We start from the raw sequence: 24,949 nt of genomic DNA, 5'->3' as shown, positions 1-24,949 counted from the left end.
CACTTACAGCATCATCCTGACTTGATCAGGCAACACGTCCTTGTAACGCAGTTCCGGATTCGCCCGGCATCGCTGAATCACCTCCGGAACTGCATCTGCCAGCGCATCCCCCAGCGCGAACCTTTGCTCGTCGGGCAGCTTTCTGTAAGTCGCCACCCTCGCGAGTACGCTGTAGGTGTGCCGAAACACGCTCATCTCCACCTGTTCAAGATCAGACGAGTTCTGCTGGAAGTCGTCGAAGCGAGTGTTGAATTTCGCGCAGGAAAGGTGGCGCAGACTCCGATGCAGCCAAGGCACGTGAGCATTTCCTTCACGCGGGTGGACGAAGTAATGCTCCTGACGCAGCGAAATGACTGCCGGGCGCTGCTCACTGACGACCCAGGGTTTAACGCGCCACGTCGGCACCACGTTTACGACGGAGAGGGAAAACAGAGGATGCGAGCTGTCCAGCACCTCAGGCGCGGAAACCCTTCCGTCGTGGTGCGCCTTCAGGTCGTAGACGACCCACCCGGATACGCCCGATTTCAGCAGCGAATACGGCCAGGCGGGCGCCCTGCGATAGTCATACTCCACATCGCTCTCTTCCGCGCTTGCCTCGATACAAATCGCACACATCACGCATAAAACCCATCTGCTCATCACTGCTGTCACCTGCACACTTTTCCCATGTGCCTCCTGCGTGGGTGCAGAAAGCTGGCGCGCATTTTGTGCGCGGGCCTGCTGCGGCAATAGCTCATGACTTCCCAGAGCTGCGTAGGATCGCTCCCAAAATCAACACGTCGCTAAACAACCCGCGACGGCACTTAATGTGTTCCGTATATTTCACGGCCGATACATACCGAACACGAGTCATTCGGTATCGACTCCCATACGAACTGCGGACCCAGTATTGATGACCGTCACTCTGATTTTGATTACGCTGCACGCGCTGTCGATCGCGATATTTTGCCTTGCCACCCGGCGCCTGCCGATCCTCTCCCAAGACGCCCTCCACCGCATTTCGTCGCTGGACGGACTGCGCGGCGTGCTCGCCACCGCAGTCATCGTTCATCACTTCATCGTCAGTTATTACTGGCACGTCAACGGGGTCTGGGAAACCACGGACAGCCGCGTGCTGAACAACATGGGCACGGTACCGGTGTCGCTGTTTTTCATGATCACGGGTTACCTGTTTACCGCGAAGATCTACCGAAGCGAGCCGAAATGGCGGCTGATCCTGTCGTCACGGTTACGGCGGATCTTCCCGATGTACCTCTTCAGCGTCGCGCTGATTACGGCCATCGCGCTGTATCAATCCGCTGACATCAGCGCACCGATCATGGACACCATCAAGTCGCTCGGTCGATGGCTGATTTTAATCGGCAGCCCCATCAATGGTTTTCCGGATACCGTGCGTATCAACGCCTCGGTGCAGTGGACGCTGCTCTATGAAGCGGTCTTCTACCTGTCGCTGCCGGTGCTGTATTGCCTGCTTCGGCGCAAGCTCCCCGGCATGGCCGTCCTGGTCGGGCTGATTGCGCTAGCGTGCCTGTGGGGCGAATACCACCATCACTTTCACAACCGGTTCATCAAACTGTTCGCTGTCGGCATCGCGGTGGCGGTCTTTGAAGACCGGATGCGCCAGTGGAAAATCGACTTCACGGGCGTGCGCTGTACGCTGGTTGCGGTCGTGATACTGCTGATCAGCATGAGGCTCAAGTCGTATTCGACGCTGCAGATGCTGATCCTCGGCATTCCGTTTGCGCTGTTTGTGCTCGGCAACAGCTTGCACGGGGTACTGGAGATTCGAGGATTGAAGATTCTGGGCGAGGCCAGCTTCAGCATTTACCTGCTGCACGGCATCGTCATATACAGCATGTTCAGCCTGCTGGGCGTGTACGACTTCACCACACCGGATCCGCTCAGCTACGCACTGTACTTACCGCTGATCATCCTGCTGACCAGCAGTATCAGCGTCGCGACGTACTGGTGCATCGAGCATCCGTTCCTGCGCAAGGCAACGCCGAGCGCCAAAGCGGCCCTGCCGGACGCTTAAGATTCGGTAATGGGTAATCGATTCGGGCCGGCCGGCGGCGAACTGAAAACCTCGTTAGTCCAGCTGGCCATGCTGTACCGCTGCACGACCTCTTCGGGCGGGTCCACGTATTCGCCGCTGATGAACGATTCAGGGATCACGGGGTGATCGCTGTCGATAATCAAGATGTTGCGAGGATCGTAGAAGTCGTAATCCGCCACCGATGCATTGTTGGTGATCATTTTCTTGCGATAGAGCAGCGCTTCGAAAAAACGGAAGCTCAAACCCGCGTGGCCCGGCCGGACGATGTCGATCAGTATTTCCGAACGCCTGACGTATTCGGCCGTTTCATCGATGCCCATGCGCTGGCGAAAGAAAGTCAGTAATGGACTGGCTCCCGGCACAGGCTTGCTTTGCACCAGAAACTTGCAGGTACTGCTGTAGCCCAATTGTTCAAACGCTTGAGCCACCCGGCCGAGCACATCAACGCGGTGCTTGCCGCCCATCACCACGAAAGCCTTGAAGTCGGACGTCGTTTTGAAGTCGGCGTGTTCTTCGTAGATGTAGTTGTAGAGCTTGCGCAGTTGGTATTCGCGGGCGTCAGCGCCATCGAAGGTGTAGACCTTGTCAAAGGTCGCCAGTTGATCGAGCGGCATGGCCAGCCGTGCGATGCCGTCTGACAGGTACGCAATGGTCAGCCTCGCGGCGGATTGCGCCTGCAGGACCAGGCCCTCATCCAGCTGACTCGGGTTCACCACCAGCAATGCGTCGACATGCCCTGCTGCCCGGATCTCAGCGTGGGCACGTCGAATGATCAGGTACTTCTTCAGCCATCGCCGCATTTTTCCCGGAAGCCAGGACATCTCCTTCCCACCTTGGGTCAGGTCAATGAACACAACGTCGTTCGACTTGCCGAGGAAGGTGCTCAGCCGACCAAGGTATCCGCCGACATCGCGGCACAGAATGATGATTTTTTGATTCCGAATCCCAAGCGGGGGTGACTGCATGTCGGTTTGCCAATCTTGAGCCCATGAGCGCGCACTTTACCTGTCCCACGCACCGAAACGCACCCAGGGGCAGCACTGAACAAAGGCGATGTTCGCAAAGGAATTCCCTCTCGCCCCATATTTACGGCCTTATTATCCGATGAGAAGCCTTCCTATTTTCTGTAACGAAAATGTAATATTCGGATTCGCATAACAAAAAAATAAATGGAGTGTCCCGATGTTTGCCTTTTTTCGTCCTGCCGCCCATCAGGCTCCGCTGCCTGAGGAGCGTGTCGACTCCACCTACCGCCGCCTTCGCTGGCAGATTTTCGCCGGCATCTTCTTCGGCTACGCCGGTTACTATTTGCTGCGCAAGAATTTCTCGCTGGCCATGCCTTACCTGATCGATGAGGGATACACCCGCGGTCAACTGGGGCTTGCGATCTCGGCGATTGCCATTGCATACGGGCTGTCGAAGTTCCTGATGGGGCTGGTGTCGGATCGCTCAAACCCGCGTTACTTCCTGCCATTCGGGTTGGTGATTTCCGCGCTGGTGATGTTCGTGTTCGGATTCGCGCCCTGGGCGACGTCCAGCGTGACCATCATGTTCGTACTGCTGTTCATCAATGGGTGGGCCCAGGGCATGGGCTGGCCGCCGAGCGGACGCACGATGGTGCACTGGTGGTCGCAGAAGGAACGTGGTGGCGTAGTGTCGGTGTGGAACGTGGCGCACAACGTCGGCGGTGGCTTGATCGGCCCGCTGTTCCTGCTCGGACTTGGCTGGACCAACGACTGGCACGCCGCGTTTTATGTGCCTGCGGCGGTTGCCCTGTTTGTCGCCCTGTTCGCCTTCGTCACCATGCGCGATACCCCGCAGTCCGTGGGCTTGCCGCCAGTCGAGGACTACAAGAACGACTACCCGGAAGGCTACGACGCGAGCCACGAAGAGGAATTCACCGCTAAAGAGATCTTCGTCAAATACGTCCTGCGCAACAAAATGCTCTGGTACATCGCGCTGGCCAACGTGTTCGTCTACCTGCTGCGCTACGGCGTGCTGGACTGGGCACCAACGTACTTGAAAGAAGCCAAGCACTTCGACGTCGACAAGACGTCCTGGGCGTACTTCTTCTATGAGTGGGCAGGCATTCCGGGCACGCTGCTGTGCGGCTGGATGTCCGACAAGATCTTCCGTGGCAACCGTGGCCTGACCGGCATTGTGTTCATGGCAATGGTGACTGTTGCGACGCTGGTCTACTGGCTCAACCCGCCAGGCAACCCCACCGTCGACATGATTGCTCTGGTCTCGATCGGCTTCCTGATCTACGGCCCGGTCATGCTGGTCGGCTTGCAGGCCCTTGAGCTGGCACCGAAGAAAGCAGCCGGTACGGCAGCAGGATTCACAGGTCTGTTCGGGTACCTCGGTGGCTCGGTCGCCGCCAGCGCGCTGATGGGCTACACAGTCGACCACTTTGGCTGGGACGGCGGCTTCGTGCTGCTGGTGTCCGCTTGCATCCTCGCAATAGCGTTCCTGATACCAACGCTGCGGCATACGCGGGTGGCGAGCCAGTCGCGAGAGGAAATGGCTTAGCATCTTTCTCAGCGAGAATGTAGGAGCGCGCTTGCCCGCGATTGCGATCTGTCTGAGACAGATTTATTGACTGACACAAAGCATTCGCGGGCAAGCGCGCTCCTACAGGTGAAGTGCTGAGGCGTGCCCATCAGTCAGACCCAACGTGAGCGAATCAGGCGGCTATATCGCCAACAACACCGGCCTGCACCGCTTGAACCGCGCTTCCAGGCTCAAGTCCGGCATGGCGTGAGTGCGCAGTGCGCGGATGGTTTGTTCGACGTATTCCCAGGTGGTCCCGAATCGCCCGCTGGCATTGGCCAGCACTTGGGTGAGCACACTGTCGGGCAGGTTGCCGGCGTAACTGGGCAGATGTCGCTCCAGCACAAATCCCAAAGCCTGCACCTTGGTGCCGTCTTCCAGCCGGCAGTTAAGCCAGTGCGGGCGGTAGGACGGGAAAGGCATTTCTCTCTGCCACAACGCCAGCAGTGATTCGTCGATATTGTCTTCGGGCAATCGGTAGGCGAATCCGCTGCAGGAGCCGCCGCGATCCAGACCGAACACCAGCCCTGGCTGTTCGGGGGTGCCGCGGTGTTCGTGGGACCAAAGATAGAGACCGCGGTGATAGCCGTGGACCCGACCGCGCTGACGCTCGACGGCGCTGCACTCGGGCCGCCAGATCAATGATCCGTACGCGAACAACCAGATCGGACCGCCCTGATGGCGGCTCATCGTGGCGTGGATGGAGGCAAGCAACTGTTCGCGGCTCAGTTTCGGCCCGAGATCGATGACCGGCGGGTATGACAGCCCCAGGCCGTCATGGACGGCTTCCGCCAGGATATTGATTTGATTCCCCATCTGGTTCCCCCCACCGACAAGGCTGACGCCGGTGCAACGCTGAACACTCATGAAACGGGTCTGGCAACAACGAATGAACAATCAGACGGCATCGCAGGCAGTTTGACGTTGTGACTCGGCCACCGGCGCATGGGTCACGCCGGAAAAACCGTTATCTGACAAACAGTCATGCAATACGCTGTCCACATCCTGTGTCGACGAGTGGCTGCGCTTCAGGGCCTCGGGGCGTACGCGAAAACATCGGCACGCATCTGATGCGCATCCATGCCGGCCAGCACCAGCGCATCAAGGGTCGAATAGACCATCGCCGGTGAACCGCTGGCGTATACATAAAGCGACTTCAGATCGCTGAAGTCCTCGCAGACCGCCTCGTGCAGCATGCCGCAGCGCCCTTCCCAACCGCACAGATCACTGACGACCTTGTGCAGGAACAGGTTGGGCAGCGTCTGCCATTCATCCCAATGCTTGAGCTGATAGAAATCTTCCGGACGGCGCATTCCCCAATACACATGCACCGGATACGGAAAGCCTTTTGAGCGGCAATGCTCGATCAGGCTGTGCATCTGCCCCATACCGGTGCCTGCCGCGATCAATACCAGCGGGCCATCGGGCAATTCGCCCAAGTGAGTATCACCGAAGGGCAGGTCAACTCGCGCCATGCCATCGCGCTGCAACTGCTTGATCAGATTTTGCGCACTCGCCTCGCGGGCGAGCACGTGAAATTCCAGATCTCGCCCGCTCTCCGGCGCTGAGGCCATGGAAAATGCAGATTTCTCCCCGTCGTCCCGATGGATCATCAGGTACTGACCGGCGTGATAACGCGGCGGTTTGCCCGCAGGCGCGCGGAGCATCACGCGCCATACATCGCCGCCGACTTCCACACACTCACTGACCTGGCAGGCGAACGTACCCATCGGCAGCTCCCCAAGGGGCAGCACGCTGTCCCACAGTACGACGCAGTCTTGCTGCGGCACCGCCAGGCAGGTGTAAATTTCGCCGTGGTTGCGGATTTCTCCCGCCTGTTCAACGCTGCCTTCAACCAGCAGCGCGGAACAGATATGGCAATTGCCGTTGCGACAGCTCTGAGGGCATTCGTAGCCCAGCCGCTGCGCAGCGTCGAGGATCCGCTCGCCCGGCAATGTCTCGATGACTGCGCCCGATGGCTGCAAGGTTACACGCATCAATCAATTCCCAGCTGAGTCCAGATTTCATCGATCCGGCGGGTCACCGCTTCGTCCTTGACGATAGCGCGACCCCATTCACGGGTGGTTTCGCCCGGCCATTTATGCGTGGCATCGAGCCCCATTTTCGAACCCAGACCGGAGACCGGCGAGGCGAAATCGAGGTAGTCGATTGGCGTGTTGTCGATCATCACCGTGTCGCGCTTGGGGTCCATGCGCGTGGTGATTGCCCAGATGACGTCATTCCAGTCACGGGCATTGATGTCGTCGTCGGTGACGATAACGAACTTGGTGTACATGAACTGTCGCAAAAACGACCAGACGCCCAGCATCACGCGCTTGGCATGGCCGGGATACTGCTTCTTGATCGTCACGACCGCCATGCGGTACGAGCAACCCTCGGGCGGCAGGTAGAAGTCGACGATTTCCGGGAACTGCTTCTGCAGTATCGGCACGAACACTTCATTGAGCGCCACGCCCAAAATGGCGGGCTCATCAGGTGGCCGGCCCGTGTAGGTGCTGTGGTAAATCGGCTTGATGCGGTGGGTGATGCGCTCGACCGTGAAGACCGGGAAGCTGTCGACCTCGTTGTAATAGCCCGTGTGGTCGCCGTAAGGGCCTTCGTCGGCCATTTCGCCGGGATGAATCACACCTTCGAGGACGATCTCTGCACTGGCCGGGACCTGGAGGTCGTTGCCACGGCACTTGATCAGTTCGGTACGGTTTCCACGCAGCAGGCCGGCGAATGCGTACTCGGACAGGCTGTCGGGCACTGGCGTCACGGCGCCAAGAATGGTGGCGGGGTCAGCGCCCAACGCCACGGACACCGGGAATGGCTGACCCGGGTGTTTGTTGCACCAATCTCTGAAATCCAGCGCGCCGCCGCGGTGGCTGAGCCAGCGCATGATCACCTTGTTGCGGCCGATCACCTGCTGGCGGTAGATGCCAAGATTTTGCCGCTCCTTATTGGGCCCGCGAGTGACCGTCAGGCCCCACGTGATCAGCGGGCCTACATCGCCGGGCCAGCAGGTCTGCACGGGCAGCATGCCGAGGTCGACGTCGTCACCCTCGATCACGATCTCCTGACATGGGGCATCCTTGACGACTTTCGGCGCCATGGCGATGACTTTTCTGAAGATAGGCAACTTGGACCAGGCGTCTTTCAAGCCCTTGGGCGGCTCGGGCTCTTTGAGGAAGGCCAGAAGCTTGCCGATTTCCCGCAGCTCGGACACCGACTCGGCGCCCATGCCCATGGCAACCCGCTCGGGCGTGCCGAACAGATTGCCGAGCACCGGGGTGTCAAAGCCCGTTGGCTTTTCGAAGAGCAACGCCGGCCCCTTGTTGCGCAGGGTCCGATCGCAGATTTCGGTCATTTCCAGTACAGGGGAAATGGGTACCTGAATGCGTTTCAACTCTCCGCGCTGCTCAAGCTGCTGCACGAAATCCCGTAGATCCTTGAATTTCATTAACCCGGCCACTCACCAAATAGATGCACATCCTACCTGCTATGACCGCAGAGGGCAGCTTGTGTCCAACTCAAATACGCGGTGTTTCGCGGAATATCGGCGTGAACAGCGGCTCCATCTTCTCGCCGCCCAGATCCGAAAGGTGATCTTCGTCCTTGTACAGCGAACGCCCGTCAACTTCGGCACGGCACAGGCCGCCTTCGCACAGCAGTGGTTTAGGATCGATCAGGTGAATGCCTGCATCCGCCTCACTCAGGCTGGCGAACAACTGATTGATGAATGCCTGCCGAGCATCGAGCTCTGCCAGCGGACGTCCAACCTGCGCAGCCGAGCGGCCGACTCTCGCAAGGCTGCTCAGTCTTTCAATAGCGCCCTTGCGTTGCTGCGGCACTTCCTTGAACAACCAGACCTGCGCCCCGGCCGCCCGCAATTCGGCGATTTGGGCTTTTAAGGCGTCGGCAAAATACGCTTGGTTTTGAGCAATGGATTCGTTTTTCAGCAGCACGTTGCTCTTGTTGCCGTCTTCCAGGCCGTAGATGTACAAACTCCAGCGCGCGGCCAGCGTCACGTCAGAGATTTTCTGTGCCCGAACGCGCTCGACGTTCAACGCGTTGAAGTCCTGGCAGCGCTTGCTTGTTGCGGTGCTGACAAGGGGCGGACAGCCGCTCAAGCTCGCGAGCCAGACAGGCACATGCGCCCGCTCGGCTGCGTTTTTCACGCCAGGCCAAAGGGCGGCCGCATGACTGTCGCCCCAGATGAGATGAGATGGCGGCGCGTCCTCCTTCCCACCTGCCCGACAGAGTTTGTCCAGCCCCTGGCTCTTCTTTGATCCCAGCAAGAAACAGTCCATCTGCCCGGCGTTCCATTCCTGCGACTGCGCATACGCAAGGGCCTGACCCGAAATGCGTTGCGGCACACCATCGCTGGAGCGTACCGCCTGCCCTACCAGCGCTAAAACGGCCAAGGTAATCAAGCCGCCAATCAGCACCGGCTTGCGGCCAGCCAGCACGCGGCGCTCACGGAATGGCAGCTCAACGAAGCGCCAGCTCAGCCAAGCGAGCGCGCCCGCCAGAAGGATCCAGCCGATCGCTTCCAGGTCGGAAATACCGTCGACGGAGATCGCGTTGGCGTAGACATGGATCGGCCAATGCCACAGGTACAGCGAGTAGGAGATGAGACCAATTGCCACCAGTGGTTTGATGCTCAGCAAACGCCCAACCCATGACGCGGGATGACCGTTGGCCCAGATCATCGCCGTGGTGCCAAGAACCGGCAGCAGCGCCGCCCAGCCGGGGAATTGCGTGGTTTTGTCAAAACTCAGCATCGCCAGCACGACCGCCGCAAAGCCGCTCAGGCTGACCGTCTGGTACACCCAGCTCGGCAGCGGACGTTTAGGCGCAGGCGCGATGGCCAGCATCGCTCCGCACAGCAGTTCCCATGCACGCATCGGCAGCAGAAAGAATGCAGCTTCGGGTTTGTGCTTGATCGCCCAGATGTTCAGCCCGAACGACAGCACCAGCAAGCCGAGCAGCAACCAGCGCCAGTGCCGCACGTACCGCGTCGCCAAAACCATCAGCAGCGGGAAGAAAATGTAGTACTGCTCTTCCACCGCCAGTGACCAGGTGTGAAGAAGCGGTTTGAAGTCTGAGGCGGAATCGAAGTAGCCGTCCTGCCGCATGAACAGCAGGTTGGACATGAACATCGACTGATAGCGCACTTCCCGGCCCAACTCGGCGTAGTGCTTGGGCGTCAGCAAGATCCAGCCAAACGCCAACGTGGCCAGTACGACAACGGTCACGGCAGGGACTATGCGTCGCGCGCGACGGGCCCAGAAATCGACAAAGCTGAATCGCCCTGCACTGATCTCGCGGAAGATGATGGACGTGATCAGGTAGCCGGAGATGACGAAGAACACATCAACACCGACGAAGCCGCCGCTCAGGCCCAGACCGAAATGAAACAACAGCACCGGGACCACGGCCAGGGCGCGAAGTCCATCGATATCGCGACGATTGCCAAACGTGTGCATGACGCTCCTTGTCTACGGGAGATATCTACAGAAAAGGTCAAAAAAAATGGCGTCCAGAAGGACACCATTTTTCTACGGTCGGTTCAGCGCAGGGTGTTACTTGCGCTTCATCGACAGGAAGAACTCATCGTTGGTCTTGGTCTGTTTCAGCTTGTCGATCAAGAACTCGATGGCTGCGACTTCATCCATAGGATGCAGCAGCTTGCGCAGGATCCACATGCGCTGCAACTCGTCGTCGGCCGTCAGCAACTCTTCGCGGCGTGTGCCGGAACGGTTGATGTTGATGGCCGGGAAGACGCGCTTCTCTGCGATCTTGCGATCCAGAGGCAGCTCCATGTTGCCGGTACCTTTGAATTCTTCGTAGATCACTTCGTCCATCTTCGAGCCGGTTTCAACCAGTGCCGTGGCGATGATGGTCAGCGAGCCGCCTTCTTCGATGTTACGTGCCGCACCGAAGAAACGCTTTGGCTTCTCGAGGGCGTGTGCATCGACACCACCGGTCAGGACCTTGCCGGAGCTCGGAATGACGGTGTTGTAGGCGCGAGCCAGACGGGTGATGGAGTCGAGCAGGATGACCACGTCTTTCTTGTGCTCAACGAGGCGCTTGGCCTTTTCGATCACCATTTCGGCGACCTGCACGTGACGGGTAGGTGGCTCGTCAAAGGTGGAAGCAACCACTTCGCCGCGCACGGTGCGCTGCATTTCGGTGACTTCTTCCGGACGCTCATCGATCAGCAGAACGATCAGATGGACTTCAGGATTGTTGCGCGTGATGTTCGACGCGATGTTCTGCAGCATGATGGTCTTGCCCGCTTTTGGCGGAGCAACGATCAGACCGCGCTGACCTTTACCGATCGGGGCACACAGATCGATGACGCGACCGGTGAGGTCTTCGGTGGAACCGTTACCGGCTTCCATCTTCATGCGAATGGTCGGGAACAGCGGCGTCAGGTTTTCGAACAGAATCTTGTTCTTCGCGTTTTCTGGACGGTCGAAGTTGATGGTGTCGACCTTGAGCAGTGCGAAGTAACGCTCGCCTTCCTTCGGCGGACGGATCTTGCCGACAATGGTGTCGCCCGTGCGCAGGTTGAAACGGCGGATCTGGCTGGGCGAGACGTAAATGTCGTCTGGGCCGGCAAGGTAGGAGGCGTCTGCAGAACGGAGGAAGCCGAAGCCATCCTGGAGGATCTCCAGCACGCCGTCACCCGAGATTTCCTCGCCGCTTTTCGCGTGCTTCTTCAGCAGGGAGAAAATCACGTCCTGCTTGCGCGAACGGGCCATATTTTCTATGCCCATCTGTTCGGCCATTTCGAGCAGATCGGTAATAGGCTTTTGCTTGAGTTCAGTCAGGTTCATATAGGAATGACGTAATCATGTATGGAGGGGGAAATTAAGCTTTTGGCTTAATGAGGCCGCGCCGCAGAGAAGGCGACAGGATCGCGTACAAATCGAAAGGAGAGCGTCGGCGACGGCTAGCAGGGGGCAACGGAGAAGCCGTTGCGGGGCCGAATGTACCACTTGATTTTCTAAGCGTCTAGTACGACGCCAGAAATAAACCCCGCGATTTGCGGGGCTATATCGTCATCAGATGTTGGCGTCGAGGAACGCTTGCAACTGCGACTTGGACAGTGCGCCGACCTTGGTCGCCGCGACTTCACCGTCCTTGAACAGCATCAGGGTCGGGATACCACGAACGCCGTGCTTGGCCGGGGTTTCCTGATTGTCGTCGATGTTCAGCTTGGCGATGGTCAGCTTGCCCTCGTAGTGGGTAGCGAGGTCATCCAGAACCGGTGCAATCATTTTGCATGGGCCACACCATTCAGCCCAGTAATCCACCAGTACAGGGCCGGTAGCCTTCAGGACATCGGCGTCGAAGCTCGCGTCGCTGACGTGTTTGATCAGGTCGTTACTCATGAGATTTCTCCGAGGTCATAGGCAAAAAAACGTGGGCCATCATAACTGTGTCACGCGGTGACAGGAAGCCGGGGTTAATTGTCTCTAGCTATGACTCGGTATGGTTGCGTCAATCAACGGTCTCAACCCGAGGGCGCGACGAACACGATGCCGGTGCGTAACGCCGCGCCACGGATATGCTCCTGCATGGCTTTCTGCGCCGGGCCAGACGCGTTCCGCGCCAACGCCCGCAGGATCTTGCGATGCTCCTGCCAGGTTTCCATGGCCCTGCCCGCCCGAATAAAAGGCAGCTTCTGGCTCTCCAGAAAAATGTCGGCGCTGGTGGTGATGATCCCCAGAATCGCCTGATTGCCACTGGCGACGAGGATGCGCCGGTGGAAATCAAAGTCCAGCCGGGCCGCGCATTCAAAATCCGCTGCCTTGAGCTCAAGGCGCATGGCTTCGACGTTATCTTCCAGTACATCGCGCTCGTCGGCCGTCAGCGTGACCGCTGCGAGCCCGGCAGCGAAACCTTCCAACGCATAGCGCAACTGAAAAGTCTCAGCAGGTGATGCGTGCGCCGCATACGGCCAGGAAAATCCGTCCGTGCTCCGTTGTGGTTCAGAAACCGCCTGTACGAAGACGCCTTTGCCGGGCTGCACACTGATCAGCCCCAGGGCGCTCAATGACGACAACGCCTCACGCAACGAAGCGCGACTGACGCCCAGACGAATCGCCAGATCCCGCTGAGATGGCAGGCTGTCGCCGGGCACATAGCCCTGCTCGGCGATCAATTTGCGGATCGCCTGGAAGGCGGCTTCAGGCACAGCGACAGGGCTCGGATGCATGGCAATTAAGGTGCGTAAACCGTAGGAAAAATCCCTTGTATCCCCATCGGAGACATCCGGCAAGTGACGCCCAAGGTAGGGGCGCCGGGCCTTTCGGGCGCGCCAAAGCGGGGCGACTCGCCTATTCACTGTTCAGACCAGTTAGACCGGATCACGCCTGCGGCCCGCATTCCACGGTCGCAAACCAGCGTCTGGCATGGGCTGTGCACTAGTGCTTGGCCATCACCCGGGCTTCGCCTGCACATTGATCGATTCGGAGACACCACATGACCCAGCGTTACAGCGCCCTGCTCGCCGCACTGTTTGCCAGCCTCATGCTCGGCCAGGCCCCTGCCCACGCTAATGGTCTGGATGATGTGACCGCCCGTGGCACGTTGAAAGTCGCTGTCCCGCAAGATTTCCCGCCCTTCGGCTCGGTCGGCCCCGACATGAAGCCGCGCGGCCTGGATATCGACACCGCACAGCTCATCGCCAACCAGTTGAAGGTCAAACTTGAGCTGACCCCGGTCAACAGCACCAACCGCATCCCGTACCTGACCACTGGCAAGGTCGACCTGGTCATTTCTAGCCTCGGTAAAAACCCGGACCGCGAAAAGGTCATCGACTTCTCTCGCGCTTACGCGCCGTTCTACCTCGCGGTGTTCGGCCCGCCTGAAGACGCGGTTAAAACCGTGGACGACCTGAAGGGCAAGACAATCAGCGTGACCCGTGGTGCCATCGAGGACATCGAGCTGACCGCCGTCGCACCGAAGGAAGCAACGATCAAACGCTTCGAAGACAACAACTCGACCATAGCGGCCTACCTGGCCAAGCAGACCGACCTGATCGCCAGCGGCAACGTGGTGATGGTCGCCATCAGCGAGAAGAACCCCAAGCGCATTCCTGAGCTGAAAGTGAAGCTCAAGGACTCGCCAGTCTATGTGGGCGTGAACAAAGGTCAGCCCGAGTTGCTCGCCAAAGTGAACGAGATCCTCGAAGCGGCGAAGAAAGACGGCGCGCTGGAGAAGAACGCGCAGACCTGGCTCAAGCAGCCACTGCCTGCCGACCTCTGATCATCGACTGCCGAGGCGCTTAAATGGCTTACCAGTTCGACTTTATCCCGGTCCTGCAAAACACTGACCTGCTCCTGCGCGGCGCACTGTTCACGCTGGAGCTGACCGCGATCGGCACCCTGCTCGGCGTCAGTCTTGGCATCGTCGGGGCGATTGTCAGGGCGTGGAAAATCCAGCCGTTCTCGGCCATTTTCGGTGTCTATGTCGAGCTGATCCGCAACACGCCGTTTCTGGTGCAGTTGTTTTTCATCTTCTTCGGATTGCCGTCGCTGGGCCTGCAGATATCGGAGTGGCAGGCCGCCGTGCTGGCGATGGTCATCAACCTCGGCGCCTATTCCACGGAAATCATCCGTGCGGGCGTGCAGGCGATTCCGCGCGGTCAGATCGAGGCGTCTGCCGCGCTGGCGATGACCCGCTTCGAGACCTTCCGCCACGTGGTACTGGTCCCGGCACTGGGCAAGGTCTGGCCGGCGCTGAGCAGCCAGATCATCATCGTCATGCTCGGCTCGGCGGTCTGCTCGCAGATCGCCACCGAGGAACTGAGCTTCGCCGCGAACTTCATTCAATCGCGCAATTTCCGCTCGTTTGAGACGTACATCATTACCACGCTGATCTACCTGTGCATGGCGCTGCTGGTGCGTCAGTTACTGGCATGGATCGGTCGACGCTACATCGCGAGGAGCCGCTGATGGATTTCACCCTTTGGGACATCGTGCGCAACTTGTTGACCGGCCTGCAATGGACACTGGCGCTGTCGCTGGTGGCGTTCATCGGCGGCGGCGTGATCGGGTTGCTGGTGATGACCCTGCGCATCTCCGAGAAGCCAGTCCCGCGCAGGCTTGCGCGCTGTTACATCGAGCTGTTTCAAGGCACACCGTTGTTGATGCAGCTTTTTCTGGTGTTCTTCGGCGTGGCGCTGATGGGCATCGACATTTCGCCCTGGTTCGCCGCGGCGCTGGCGCTGACGTTGTTCACCAGTGCGTACCTGGCTGAGATATGGCGGGGCTGCGTGGAGTCGATTTCCAACGGCCAGTGGGAAGCTTCCGCGAGTCTGGCGCTGACGCCGTTCGAGCAACTGCGCTATGTAATTCTGCCCCAGGCATTGCGCATCGCCGTGGCGCCGACGGTGGGGTTCTCGGTGCAGGTGGTCAAAGGCACGGCGGTTACGTCGATCATCGGCTTCACCGAGCTGACCAAAACCGGCGGCATGCTCGCCAACGCTACGTTCCAGCCCTTCATGGTCTACGGCTTCGTTGCCTTGGGCTACTTCCTGCTTTGCTATCCGTTGTCGCTCAGCGCGCGCTACCTGGAAAGGAGACTTCATGCCTCTGCTTAGAATTTCCGCCCTGCACAAGTATTACGGCGATCACCACGTGCTCAAGGGCATCGACCTCAGCGTCGAGGAAGGTCAGGTTGTGGCGATCATCGGGCGCAGCGGTTCGGGCAAAAGCACGTTGCTGCGCACCCTGAACGGGCTGGAGTCGATCAATGACGGCGTGATTGAGGTCGACGGCGAATACCTCGATGCCGCGCGGGCTGACCTGCGCAGCCTGAGACAGAAAGTCGGCATGGTCTTCCAGCAATTCAACCTGTTTCCGCACCTGACGGTGGGCGAGAACGTAATGCTCGCACCGCAGGTGGTGAAGAAGGTTTCCAAAGCCGAAGCGAAAAAGCTGGCGAAAGAGATGCTCGACCGGGTGGGCCTGGGCGAGAAATTCGACGCCTTCCCTGACCGACTGTCCGGTGGTCAGCAGCAGCGCGTGGCGATTGCGCGTGCGCTGGCGATGTCGCCCAAAGTGCTGCTGTGCGATGAAATCACCTCGGCGCTCGACCCTGAACTGGTCAACGAAGTCCTCGCGGTCGTTCGCGAGCTGGCCAAAGACGGGATGACGCTGATCATGGTCACCCACGAAATGCGCTTCGCCCGGGAGGTGGGCGACAAACTGGTGTTCATGCATCAGGGCAAGGTGCATGAAGTCGGCGACCCAAAAGAATTGATGGCCAATCCCAAGACGCCCGAGCTGGCGAATTTCATCGGGTCGGTTGAGCAGGGGTGAGTCCGGGTGCAGGGCCGGCTTTGGCTCAAATTGTAGGACCGGCTTCAGCCGGGAAGGCGTCAGGTGTCACACCGCAACATTGATGGCGCACACAACGGCCCCTTCCCGGCTGAAGCCGGTCCTACTAAATCCCGCGCGTGCTCTGTGGGACCGGCTTTAGCCGGGAAGGCGTCAGGTGTCACACCGCAACATTGACGGCGCACACACTGGCCCCTTCCCGGCTGAAGCCAGTCCTACTAATACCGCGCAAATACGTTGCCGGTTTGGCGACAGTGATGGATCGTGGCACGATGTCGGAGTTATCGACCGAGACCTTTTGACCATGCCGCTATCCACAGCCAAAAACCTCTCGCTGATCGCCGCGATCGACCTGGGCTCCAACAGCTTCCATATGGTTGTCGCCAAAGCCAATCAGGGCGAAATTCGCATCCTTGAGCGGCTCGGTGAGAAAGTGCAGCTGGCCGCGGGGATCGATGACGACCGCCGCCTCAGCGAAGAATCCATGCAGCGCGGGCTCGACTGCCTCAAGCGCTTCTCCCAACTGATCAACGGTATGCCGCCCGGCGCCGTGCGCATCGTGGGCACCAACGCCCTGCGCGAAGCCCGCAATCGCAACGAATTCATCCATCGCGCCGAAGAAATCCTCGGTCATCCGGTGGAAGTCATCTCCGGACGTGAAGAAGCGCGACTGATCTACCTGGGCGTTTCCCATACCCTGGCCGACACGCCCGGCAAACGCCTGGTCGCCGACATTGGCGGCGGCAGCACCGAGTTCATCATCGGCCAGCGCTTCGAGCCACTGTTGCGCGAAAGCCTGCAGATGGGCTGCGTCAGCTTCACTCAGCGTTATTTCAAGGACGGCAAGATCACCCCGGCGCGCTACGCCCAGGCTTACACCGCCGCGCGGCTGGAAATCATGAGCATCGAGCACGCGCTGCATCGCCTGACGTGGGATGAGGCCATCGGTTCTTCCGGCACCATTCGCGCCATCGGCCTGGCGCTGAAAGCCGGCGGCCACGGCAATGGCGAGGTCAACGCCGAAGGCCTGGCCTGGCTCAAGCGCAAGCTGATGAAGCTGGGCGAAGTGGACAAAATCGATTTCGAAGGCCTCAAGCCTGATCGTCGGGCGATCTTCCCGGCCGGGCTAGCGATCCTCGAAGCGATCTTCGACGCCCTCGACCTCAAGCGCATGGACCACTGCGAAGGCGCGCTGCGTGAAGGCGTGCTCTACGACCTGCTCGGCCGCCATCACCACGAAGACGTGCGCGAACGCACCCTCAGCTCGCTGATGGAGCGCTACCACGTTGATCTGGAACAAGCCGCCCGTGTCGAGCGCAAGGCCCTGTCGGCGCTGGAGCAAGTGGCAAAGGCGTGGGAGCTTGAGGACAATGCGTATCGCGAGTTACTGAGCTGGGCCGCCAAGGTCCATGAAGTGGGGCTGGACATCGCCCACTATCACTACCACAAGCATGGCGCGTACCTGATCGAGCACTCCGATCTCGCCGGTTTCTCACGCGAAGACCAGCAAATGCTCGCGCTGCTGGTACGCGGTCATCGTCGCAATATTCCCAAGGATAAGTTTGCCGAGTTCGGCAACGAAGGCGTGAAGCTGATCCGACTGTGCGTGCTGCTGCGCTTCGCGATTCTGTTCCACCACATTCGCGGCACCCAAGAGATGCCGCAGCCTGTGCTGACTGCCAACGATAACCACCTGGACATCGTGTTCCCGGATGGCTGGCTGGAAAACAACCAGCTGACTCAGGCCGACTTCGCGCTCGAAGCGGAGTGGCTGACCCGAGTCGGCATCATCCTCAACGTACGCTGAGGACCGGGTTGCTGAGTTTTTCCAACAGACTCGCCTGCACGTTGCGGGCGTTCTGGTTGCCGGTCGGGGTGCTGCGAATGTAGCGCCCGTCCGGCTGCAGCAGCCAGCTATGGGTGTTGTCGGTCAGGTACCCTTCCAGCTCTTTCTTCACACGCAGGATCAGCTTCTTGCCTTCCACCGGGAAGCAGGTCTCGACGCGCTTGTCGAGGTTGCGCTCCATCCAGTCAGCACTGGACAGGAACATCTGCTCGTCACCGCCATTCAGGAAGTAGAACACCCGCGTGTGCTCAAGGAAGCGACCGATGATCGAGCGCACCTGAATATTGTGGGACACGCCCGGCACGCCAGGCCGCAGGCAGCACATGCCGCGCACGACGAGGTCGATCTTGACCCCGGTCTGACTGGCCTTGTACAGAGCGCGAATGATCTTCGGGTCGGTCAGCGAGTTGAACTTGGCGATGATGTGCGCAGGCTTGCCCTCGGACGCGAACTGCGTCTCCCGGGCAATCATGTCCAGCATGCCTTTCTTCAGGGTGAACGGCGCGTGCAGCAGCTTCTTCATGCGCAGCGTCTTACCCATGCCGATCAACTGACTGAACAGCTTGCCGACGTCTTCGCACAGCGCATCGTCCGAGGTCAGCAGGCTGTAGTCGGTGTAGAGACGCGCGTTGCCTGCGTGATAGTTGCCCGTACCCAAATGGGCGTAGCGCACGATCTCACCGGCTTCACGGCGCAGGATCAGCATCATCTTGGCGTGGGTCTTGTAACCGACCACGCCGTAGATCACCACGGCACCGGCCGCTTGCAGGCGGCTTGCCAGTTGCAGGTTCGACTCTTCGTCAAAACGCGCACGCAGCTCAATGACGGCGGTGACTTCCTTGCCGTTACGCGCGGCGTCGACCAGTGCATCGACGATTTCCGAGTTGGCACCGCTGCGGTACAGCGTCTGCCGCACGGCCAGCACGTGAGGGTCTTTCGCCGCCTGGCGCAGCAGATCGACGACCGGTGTGAAGGACTCGAACGGGTGCAGCAGCAGAATGTCCTGCTTGCTGATCACGTTGAAAATGTTTTCGCTGTTCTGCAGCAGCTTCGGAATCGCCGGGGTGAACGGCATGTACTGCAGCTCGGGGTGACTGTCCAGGCCAGTGATGCTGAACAGCCGCGTCAGGTTCACCGGGCCGTTGACCTGATACAGCTCGGTCTCGCTCAGATTGAACTGCTTGAGCAGGTAGTCCGACAGCAGTTTCGGGCAAGTGTCCGCCACTTCCAGACGCACCGCATCGCCGTAACGACGAGAGAACAGCTCGCCACGCAGCGCGCGGGCAAGGTCTTCTACGTCCTCGGAGTCGAGGGCCAGGTCGGCGTTTCGGGTCAGACGGAACTGATAGCAACCCTTGACCTTCATGCCCTGGAAAAGGTCATCGGCGTGGGCATGGATCATCGACGACAGGAAGACATAGTTGTCCCCCGGGCCGCCCACGTCTTCCGGCACTTTGATGATGCGCGGCAACAGGCGCGGTGCCGGGATAATCGCCAGACCCGAGTCGCGGCCGAAGGCGTCGATGCCTTCCAGCTCAACGATGAAGTTCAGCGACTTGTTCACCAGCAGCGGGAACGGGTGCGTCGGGTCCAGGCCGATCGGCGTGATGATCGGCGCGATCTCGTCCCGGAAATAACGGCGCACCCAGGCCTTGATCTTGGCGTTCCAGTTGCGACGGCGAATGAAGCGCACCTGATGCTTTTCCAGCTCCGGCAACAGGATGTCGTTGAGAATGGCGTACTGGCGATCCACGTGGCCGTGCACCAGTTCGCTGATGCGCGCCAGCGCCTGATGAGGCTGCAGACCGTCAGCACCGGCCTGTTCGCGGGCGAAGGTGATCTGCTTCTTGAGCCCGGCAACGCGAATTTCGAAGAATTCGTCGAGGTTGCTGGAGAAAATCAGCAAGAACTTGAGCCGCTCAAGCAACGGGTAGGACTCGTCCAGCGCCTGTTCCAACACGCGAATATTGAATTGCAGCTGCGACAGCTCGCGATGAATATAAAGACTGCTGTCATCCAGATTGGGCACCGCGATGGCATGCGGGGCCGGATGAGGCGGTTCCAGCACGGGGACCACTTCAATGGTCGGCTCGACCAAAGGAGTGACTTCCTGATTGACGGGCTGAGGGTCAAGCCCGACTGCGGCTTCGGTAGATCCTTCGGTGCTCATGAATAATCCTGTAAGGCAATTGGCCTTGTAACAGTTGGGCCGCGCATACGGCCGATCTCGGAATGCCGCTTGCGCCACAACAGTGGTGACGTACCGCGTGGAACAACGGTCACGCCCAGGGGGCAGCGGTTCTGACGATAGTTGCAGCCTGGGTCGATATCGCGGGGCGTGGCGACCGGCGTCAGGCTCAATGCTGTGAGCGGTTTGACTCTCCACGCTACGGATTTCTCCGTACGGTGCAAGCCCTGAACTGCAAACATTCGCGTGGCGCCAGATAGAGGGCAACGTGCAAGGAAGGGATCCGCGCCCATCCAGGCGGGCAAGCGTGACATTTATAAGCGGCGATTATGACACTCACGTGACAGGCGTAATTGCGACGTAACGTGTACGACACAAACCCGCTCTTCGCGCGAACAATCGCTCCCGAACGTAGGAAACTTTAACGCGGTGACACATTTGCATACTTTCCTGAATGCCTTGGGCGCGTTAGGCTGCGCGTTCATTTCGCCAGCACCCAAATGATGCTCCAGCATTTTTTACAAGAATTTGGCTACTTCGCCCTTTTCCTCGGGACCTTTTTTGAAGGCGAGACCATTCTGGTGCTTGCCGGCTTTCTTGCGTTCCGCGGATACATGGATATCAATCTGGTCGTGGTGGTTGCCTTCTTCGGCAGCTACGCAGGCGACCAGCTCTGGTATTTCATGGGACGCAAGCATGGCCGCAAGCTTCTGGCGCGCAAGCCTCGCTGGCAGCTGATGGGCGATCGCGCGCTGGAGCATATCCGGCGCCACCCCGACATCTGGGTGCTGAGCTTCCGCTTTGTCTATGGCTTGCGTACGGTCATGCCGGTCGCTATCGGGCTGTCCGGCTATCCACCGGGGCGCTACCTGTTGCTCAACGGCATCGGCGCAGCGGTATGGGCAGCGGCGCTGGGCGCGGCGGCGTACAAGTTCGGCTCCGTGCTCGAAGGCCTGCTGGGCAACGTCAAGAAGTACGAACTGTGGGTGTTGGGCGCATTGCTGGTGATCGGTGTGCTGCTGTGGGTTCGCCGGCGCATTAAAAACGCACGCATCGCTCGCGAAGAAAAGCTGGCCGTCGCAGCCAACGCCCAAGTCCATGTAGACGCCAGGAACACCTCTGACGAGTAAATCCTCGGCGCATGCCTACGGAGCTGGAGACATTCGCTGACGGCGTTGTCCTAGGCTCATGGCTTGCGACAATCAGCGCAATGCTGACCTGCGTAACCGGCTACGAGCCGGAGCGCCCGAGAGAGGAACACGCGAATGACCAAAAAAGTGGCCGTTATTCTTTCTGGCTGTGGCGTTTACGACGGCGCGGAAATTCACGAAAGCGTGCTGACGTTGCTGCGCCTTGATCAGCGCGGCGCCGCAGTGAAGTGCTTTGCACCCAATATCCCTCAGCACCACGTCATCAATCATCTGTCCGGCGAAGAGATGCCCGAGTCGCGCAACGTGCTGGTCGAATCTGCCCGCATCGCCCGTGGGGCCGTCGAAGACATCCGCGAAGCCGACGTCACTGAATTCGATGCATTGATCATCCCCGGTGGCTTCGGTGCCGCAAAAAACCTGTCGAACTTCTCTACCCAGGGCGCTGGCTGCAAGGTCCAGGCTGAAGTGCTGGCGATGGCCGAAGCGTTCGCAGCAGCCGGCAAGCCCATCGGGCTCATCTGCGTCTCGCCGGCGCTGGCCGCCAAAATCTATGGGCCAGGCGTCACCTGCACGATCGGCAACGACGCCGATACTGCCGCAGCGATTACCCGCATGGGCGGGACCCATCAGGACTGTGAGGTGACGGAGATCGTCGAGGACAAGGATCGCAAACTGGTGAGCACACCGGCTTACATGGTTGCAACGTCCATTGGTGAGGCGGCATCCGGGATCAACAAGCTGGTGGATCGGGTGCTGGAGCTGGTACAGGAAAACGAAGACCGCCTTGACGACTGATCTTTTGAAGATCGGGTGCTGACGCATCTGCCGCTCAGCGACGTGCAGCTTTAAGGGTTCTCGCTTGCTGGCGGCGCGGGATACTCTCGCGCCAGCCGGGTCAGGATCCGGTCCAGGCAGTTGGCAAATGCCTGTTTCTCCCGCTCGCCATAGGCGCCCTGCCCGCCACTGGCCTGCCCTTGCTCCCGCAGATCGGTGAAGAGGTTGCGCATCGCCAGGCGTTGCCCCATGTTCTGCGCATCGAACTCCTTGCCCCGTGGGTCGAGCGCCGCAACACCCTTCTTCACCAGCCGGTCCGCCAATGGCACATCGCTGCAGATCACCAGTTCGCCCGGCACGGCGTGCTCGACCAGATAATCATCAGCCGCATCCGGCCCGCTGGGCACGACAATCAACTTCACCAAGGTCAGGCTCGGCTTGATCTGGCTCTGCCCCGCCACCAGCACGACCTCGAACTTGCGCTTGAGGGCGAACTTGATGACGAGGTCTTTTGCGGCCTTGGGGCAGGCGTCGGCATCGATCCAGACGCGCATACGCGACTCCGATTTCAGAAAGTGAATTTAGACAATGGCCGCGCGGCGCTTCTCCGCTAGCCAACTGCGGCCATACAGCATCACAATTGCCAACAGCGCTATGGCTTGCGCGCCAAGGGAATAGGCGTCGGCATGAATGCCCAGCCAGTCGAATTCAAAGAACGGCACCGGACGCGTCCCAAAAATCCCGGCCTCCTGCAGCGCCTTCACGCCATGGCCGGCGAACACCACCGACAGCGCGCACAGCAGCGCGGCATTGATGCCGAAGAACAGCGTCAGCGGCAGCTTCGCCGAACCCCGCAGGATCACCCACGCCAAGCCGACCAGCAGCACCAGCGCTGTAGCGCCCCCGGCCACAACGGCATTGTGGCCAGCGGGCCCTGCCTGCAGCCACAGGGTTTCGTAGAACAGAATGACTTCGAACAGCTCGCGGTAGACCGAGAAGAACGCCAACACCGCGAAACCGAAACGCCCGCCGCCGCCCACCAGGCTGCTCTTGATGTAATCCTGCCAGGCGGCGGCATGACGTCGGTCGTGCATCCACACACCCAGCCACAGCACCATGACGCTGGCGAACAGCGCCGTCGCGCCTTCCAGCAGCTCGCGCTGCGAGCCACTGACATCGATGACGTAGGCTGCCAGCGCCCACGTGCCCAGGCCCGCCAGCAACGCCAGTCCCCAACCGACGTTGACGCTGCGCACCGCCGATTGCTGACCGGTGTTGCGCAGGAACGCGAGAATGGCCGCGAGCACGAGAATCGCCTCCAGGCCTTCGCGAAGCAGGATCAGCAGACCGGAGATGAAGCTCAATGAGGTGCTCAGGCCATCGCTGCCGAGCAGGTCGGCCGATTTCTTGAGCTTGACCTTGGCCTCAGCGAGCTTCTGCGCCGCCTGGGCTGCCGGCAGGCCATCCTGAAGCGACTGCCGATAAGCCATGAGCGCTTTTTCGGTGTCCTTGCGCACGGCCGCATCGACGTTGTCGAGCGAGCTTTCCACCAGCTCAAAGCCCTCCAGATAGGCCGCGACTGAAAGGTCATACGCCTGCTCGCGATCACCGGACTGGTACGCGGCCAAACTCTTGTCGAGGGTTGCGCTGGTGTAATCGAGCAGCTGCGCCGGGCCGCGTTGAACCTGAGGCGGCTGTGCGCGCTGTGCACGGAAACTTGCTGCGGCTTGCGGCCCTTCGACGGCACTGACTTCAGCGGGCGTCTGCCGCGCGAGATCAGCGAGGTTGTAGGGTTTGTCCTGCTTCGCAGCGGAGTCCGCGCTGAAGCCTGCGATGTAAGTGGCGACGTCCCAACGTTGACGGTCATCCAGCTGGTCCGCGAACGCTGGCATTTCAGTGCCTTCAATGCCCAGCCCGAGGGTGTTGTAGATGTCGTAGAGACTCAGGCGGTCGAGCCGCGCTGCGTCGCGCAAATTGGCGGGAGGCGGCGAAAGACCGATACCGGCCGGACCGTCCCCCGCGCCCGCATCGCCGTGGCACACCGAACAATACTGCGCATACAAGGGCGCACCACGTGCGGGATCCGGGGTAATCACCGGCGCCTGGCTGACCTCGTACGCCACTGCCAGTTTCGCGCCCAACTGACGCGCCTGACGAGCCACCTGCGCCCCTTCCTGCTTCTGGTTGACCGCATTCAACAGCGCTGAGATGCCCTGCTCCAGCTCTGCGCGCTCTGGCTTTGCCGGCAACCCGGCGATCGTGCCCTGCAGCGACGCGAGAAATTCCACCTGCTCGCGGTATTCGGCGTCATCCACGACCTTGCCGTTCGCGACCGTCGCCGGGTAGTCCGCCCCGATGTAATCGAGTAAATGCAAAGCCTGAGCCGCGTCCTCGGCAGGCGCTGCGCAGGCACCGAAGCTGAACAGGCTCAACAGCACGAGGCTCAGGCAGGGCAATAAGCGGGAGCGGAACATGGGGGTGGATCTCAAATAGGAATGCGAAGGGTTGCCATTGTTCATGTTCGCCGCTGGGGACTCAAGCGCTGCATTGATAACCGTGACTCAATTGAGGGACTGGCTTCAGCCGGGAAGACGTCACTAACCCTTTTAACCCTGTCGTCCAACACACCGCTTTCGCGAGCAAGCTCACTCCTACAACTTCGTGTGCGCGCCCGACATCCGCGTTGCACGCGAATCACCTGTAGGAGCAATCGGAAGTTACGACGGTCGCGAACGCGGTGGGCCTGTAAGATCGCCGTGGCTGAAACACCGCTTTCGCGAGCAAGCTCACTCCTACAACTTCGTGTGCGCGCCCGACATCCGCGTTGCACGCGAATCACCTGTAGGAGCAATCGGAGGTTACGACGGTCGCGAACGCGATGGGTCTGTGACATGACGGTGACTGACACAATGCATTCCCGAGCAAGCACTGCCATTTCCACTGGACGAGCGCGATGCTTTTAGTGGGACCGGCTTTAGCCGGGAAGACTTCAGCCGTCACACCGCAAAGGTGAGGGTGTCG

21 protein-coding genes are annotated in these 24,949 nt (G+C 60.0%); 9 read left to right on the top strand and 12 right to left on the bottom strand.

All coding sequences use genetic code 11. The features are described 5' to 3' along the window. Window positions 1–3 precede the first annotated feature (3 nt). Window positions 4–639, bottom strand: coding sequence for an energy transducer TonB (locus BMY98_RS22460; RefSeq protein WP_074892580.1), 636 nt, complete (start codon window positions 637–639; stop codon window positions 4–6). 253 nt (window positions 640–892) lie between these two features. Between BMY98_RS22460 and BMY98_RS22455 the strand changes: the two genes are divergently transcribed. Beyond that, the gene (locus BMY98_RS22455) at window positions 893–2,035 is read left to right on the top strand and encodes an acyltransferase family protein (RefSeq protein ID WP_074892579.1); all 1,143 of its coding nucleotides are present in this window, start codon (window positions 893–895) and stop codon (window positions 2,033–2,035) included. Here BMY98_RS22455 and BMY98_RS22450 read toward each other — a convergent pair. Then, entirely contained in the window at window positions 2,032–3,021 is a 990-nt protein-coding gene (locus BMY98_RS22450) for a WaaS/CpsH family glycosyltransferase (RefSeq protein ID WP_074892578.1), read from the bottom strand. The genes BMY98_RS22455 and BMY98_RS22450 overlap by 4 nt on opposite strands. 217 nt (window positions 3,022–3,238) lie before the next feature. On the opposite strand from BMY98_RS22450, the gene glpT reads away from it, so the two are divergent. Beyond that, complete coding sequence (gene glpT / locus BMY98_RS22445; RefSeq protein WP_074892577.1) at window positions 3,239–4,588, top strand: glycerol-3-phosphate transporter; 1,350 nt, start codon at window positions 3,239–3,241, stop codon at window positions 4,586–4,588. Between the two features lie 162 nt (window positions 4,589–4,750). On the opposite strand, the gene BMY98_RS22440 is transcribed toward glpT, so the two are convergent. The 7 genes from BMY98_RS22440 to BMY98_RS22410 form a co-directional block, all read right to left on the bottom strand. Beyond that, window positions 4,751–5,425 (bottom strand): gamma-glutamylcyclotransferase, encoded by a 675-nt coding sequence (locus BMY98_RS22440; protein WP_074892576.1) that lies wholly within the window; start codon window positions 5,423–5,425, stop codon window positions 4,751–4,753. Between the two features lie 212 nt (window positions 5,426–5,637). Then, window positions 5,638–6,606 (bottom strand): CDP-6-deoxy-delta-3,4-glucoseen reductase, encoded by a 969-nt coding sequence (locus tag BMY98_RS22435; RefSeq protein ID WP_074892575.1) that lies wholly within the window; start codon window positions 6,604–6,606, stop codon window positions 5,638–5,640. Next, window positions 6,606–8,072 (bottom strand): 4-hydroxy-3-polyprenylbenzoate decarboxylase, encoded by a 1,467-nt coding sequence (gene ubiD / locus BMY98_RS22430; protein ID WP_074892574.1) that lies wholly within the window; start codon window positions 8,070–8,072, stop codon window positions 6,606–6,608. The genes BMY98_RS22435 and ubiD overlap by 1 nt, the downstream gene beginning before the upstream one ends. A gap of 70 nt (window positions 8,073–8,142) precedes the next feature. Then, complete coding sequence (locus tag BMY98_RS22425) at window positions 8,143–10,101, bottom strand: acyltransferase family protein (protein ID WP_074892573.1); 1,959 nt, start codon at window positions 10,099–10,101, stop codon at window positions 8,143–8,145. 96 nt (window positions 10,102–10,197) lie between these two features. Next, window positions 10,198–11,457 (bottom strand): transcription termination factor Rho, encoded by a 1,260-nt coding sequence (gene rho, locus BMY98_RS22420; RefSeq protein WP_037016529.1) that lies wholly within the window; start codon window positions 11,455–11,457, stop codon window positions 10,198–10,200. A 228-nt stretch (window positions 11,458–11,685) separates the two neighbouring features. Further along, on the bottom strand, window positions 11,686–12,015 hold the full coding sequence (gene trxA / locus BMY98_RS22415; protein WP_074892572.1) for a thioredoxin TrxA: 330 nt from the start codon (window positions 12,013–12,015) through the stop codon (window positions 11,686–11,688). Between the two features lie 122 nt (window positions 12,016–12,137). Beyond that, complete coding sequence (locus BMY98_RS22410; protein ID WP_074892571.1) at window positions 12,138–12,842, bottom strand: FadR/GntR family transcriptional regulator; 705 nt, start codon at window positions 12,840–12,842, stop codon at window positions 12,138–12,140. 266 nt (window positions 12,843–13,108) lie between these two features. Here BMY98_RS22410 and BMY98_RS22405 point away from each other — a divergent pair, with 266 nt between their 5' ends. The 5 genes from BMY98_RS22405 (at window position 13,109) to ppx (ending at window position 17,776) form a co-directional block, all read left to right on the top strand. Beyond that, complete coding sequence (locus tag BMY98_RS22405) at window positions 13,109–13,894, top strand: transporter substrate-binding domain-containing protein (protein WP_074892570.1); 786 nt, start codon at window positions 13,109–13,111, stop codon at window positions 13,892–13,894. Between the two features lie 23 nt (window positions 13,895–13,917). Continuing rightward, a complete protein-coding gene (locus BMY98_RS22400; RefSeq protein WP_074892569.1) occupies window positions 13,918–14,583 on the top strand; it encodes an amino acid ABC transporter permease in 666 nt (221 codons plus the stop codon). Next, window positions 14,580–15,230: an amino acid ABC transporter permease gene (locus BMY98_RS22395; RefSeq protein ID WP_074892598.1), complete on the top strand. Its 651-nt coding sequence runs from the start codon at window positions 14,580–14,582 to the stop codon at window positions 15,228–15,230. The genes BMY98_RS22400 and BMY98_RS22395 overlap by 4 nt, the downstream gene beginning before the upstream one ends. Continuing rightward, complete coding sequence (locus BMY98_RS22390; protein WP_074892568.1) at window positions 15,217–15,951, top strand: amino acid ABC transporter ATP-binding protein; 735 nt, start codon at window positions 15,217–15,219, stop codon at window positions 15,949–15,951. Before BMY98_RS22395 ends, BMY98_RS22390 begins: the two co-directional genes overlap by 14 nt. 322 nt (window positions 15,952–16,273) lie before the next feature. Next, window positions 16,274–17,776, top strand: a complete 1,503-nt coding sequence (ppx, locus tag BMY98_RS22385) for an exopolyphosphatase (protein ID WP_074892567.1) — start codon at window positions 16,274–16,276, stop codon at window positions 17,774–17,776. On the opposite strand, the gene ppk1 is transcribed toward ppx, so the two are convergent. Beyond that, entirely contained in the window at window positions 17,763–19,985 is a 2,223-nt protein-coding gene (ppk1, locus tag BMY98_RS22380) for a polyphosphate kinase 1 (protein ID WP_074892566.1), read from the bottom strand. The two genes, ppx and ppk1, sit on opposite strands and share 14 nt — an antisense overlap. Window positions 19,986–20,503: 518 nt before the next feature. Here ppk1 and BMY98_RS22375 point away from each other — a divergent pair. Both BMY98_RS22375 and elbB read left to right on the top strand, forming a co-directional pair. Then, window positions 20,504–21,133 (top strand): DedA family protein, encoded by a 630-nt coding sequence (locus tag BMY98_RS22375; protein ID WP_245760108.1) that lies wholly within the window; start codon window positions 20,504–20,506, stop codon window positions 21,131–21,133. Between the two features lie 135 nt (window positions 21,134–21,268). Then, complete coding sequence (gene elbB, locus BMY98_RS22370) at window positions 21,269–21,949, top strand: isoprenoid biosynthesis glyoxalase ElbB (RefSeq protein ID WP_074892564.1); 681 nt, start codon at window positions 21,269–21,271, stop codon at window positions 21,947–21,949. 50 nt (window positions 21,950–21,999) lie between these two features. On the opposite strand, the gene BMY98_RS22365 is transcribed toward elbB, so the two are convergent. Then, a complete protein-coding gene (locus BMY98_RS22365; RefSeq protein WP_074892563.1) occupies window positions 22,000–22,482 on the bottom strand; it encodes a YaiI/YqxD family protein in 483 nt (160 codons plus the stop codon). Window positions 22,483–22,509: 27 nt separating this feature from the next. Beyond that, the gene (locus BMY98_RS22360; protein WP_074892562.1) at window positions 22,510–24,402 is read right to left on the bottom strand and encodes a cytochrome c/FTR1 family iron permease; all 1,893 of its coding nucleotides are present in this window, start codon (window positions 24,400–24,402) and stop codon (window positions 22,510–22,512) included. Window positions 24,403–24,949: the final 547 nt, after the last annotated feature.

The sequence above is a fragment of the Pseudomonas graminis genome (genome assembly GCF_900111735.1).
GTDB classification, from domain to species: Bacteria; Pseudomonadota; Gammaproteobacteria; order Pseudomonadales; family Pseudomonadaceae; genus Aquipseudomonas; species Aquipseudomonas graminis.
Note: the sequence above shows the minus strand (reverse complement) of the source record. Positions and strands in the feature narration are given on the sequence as shown.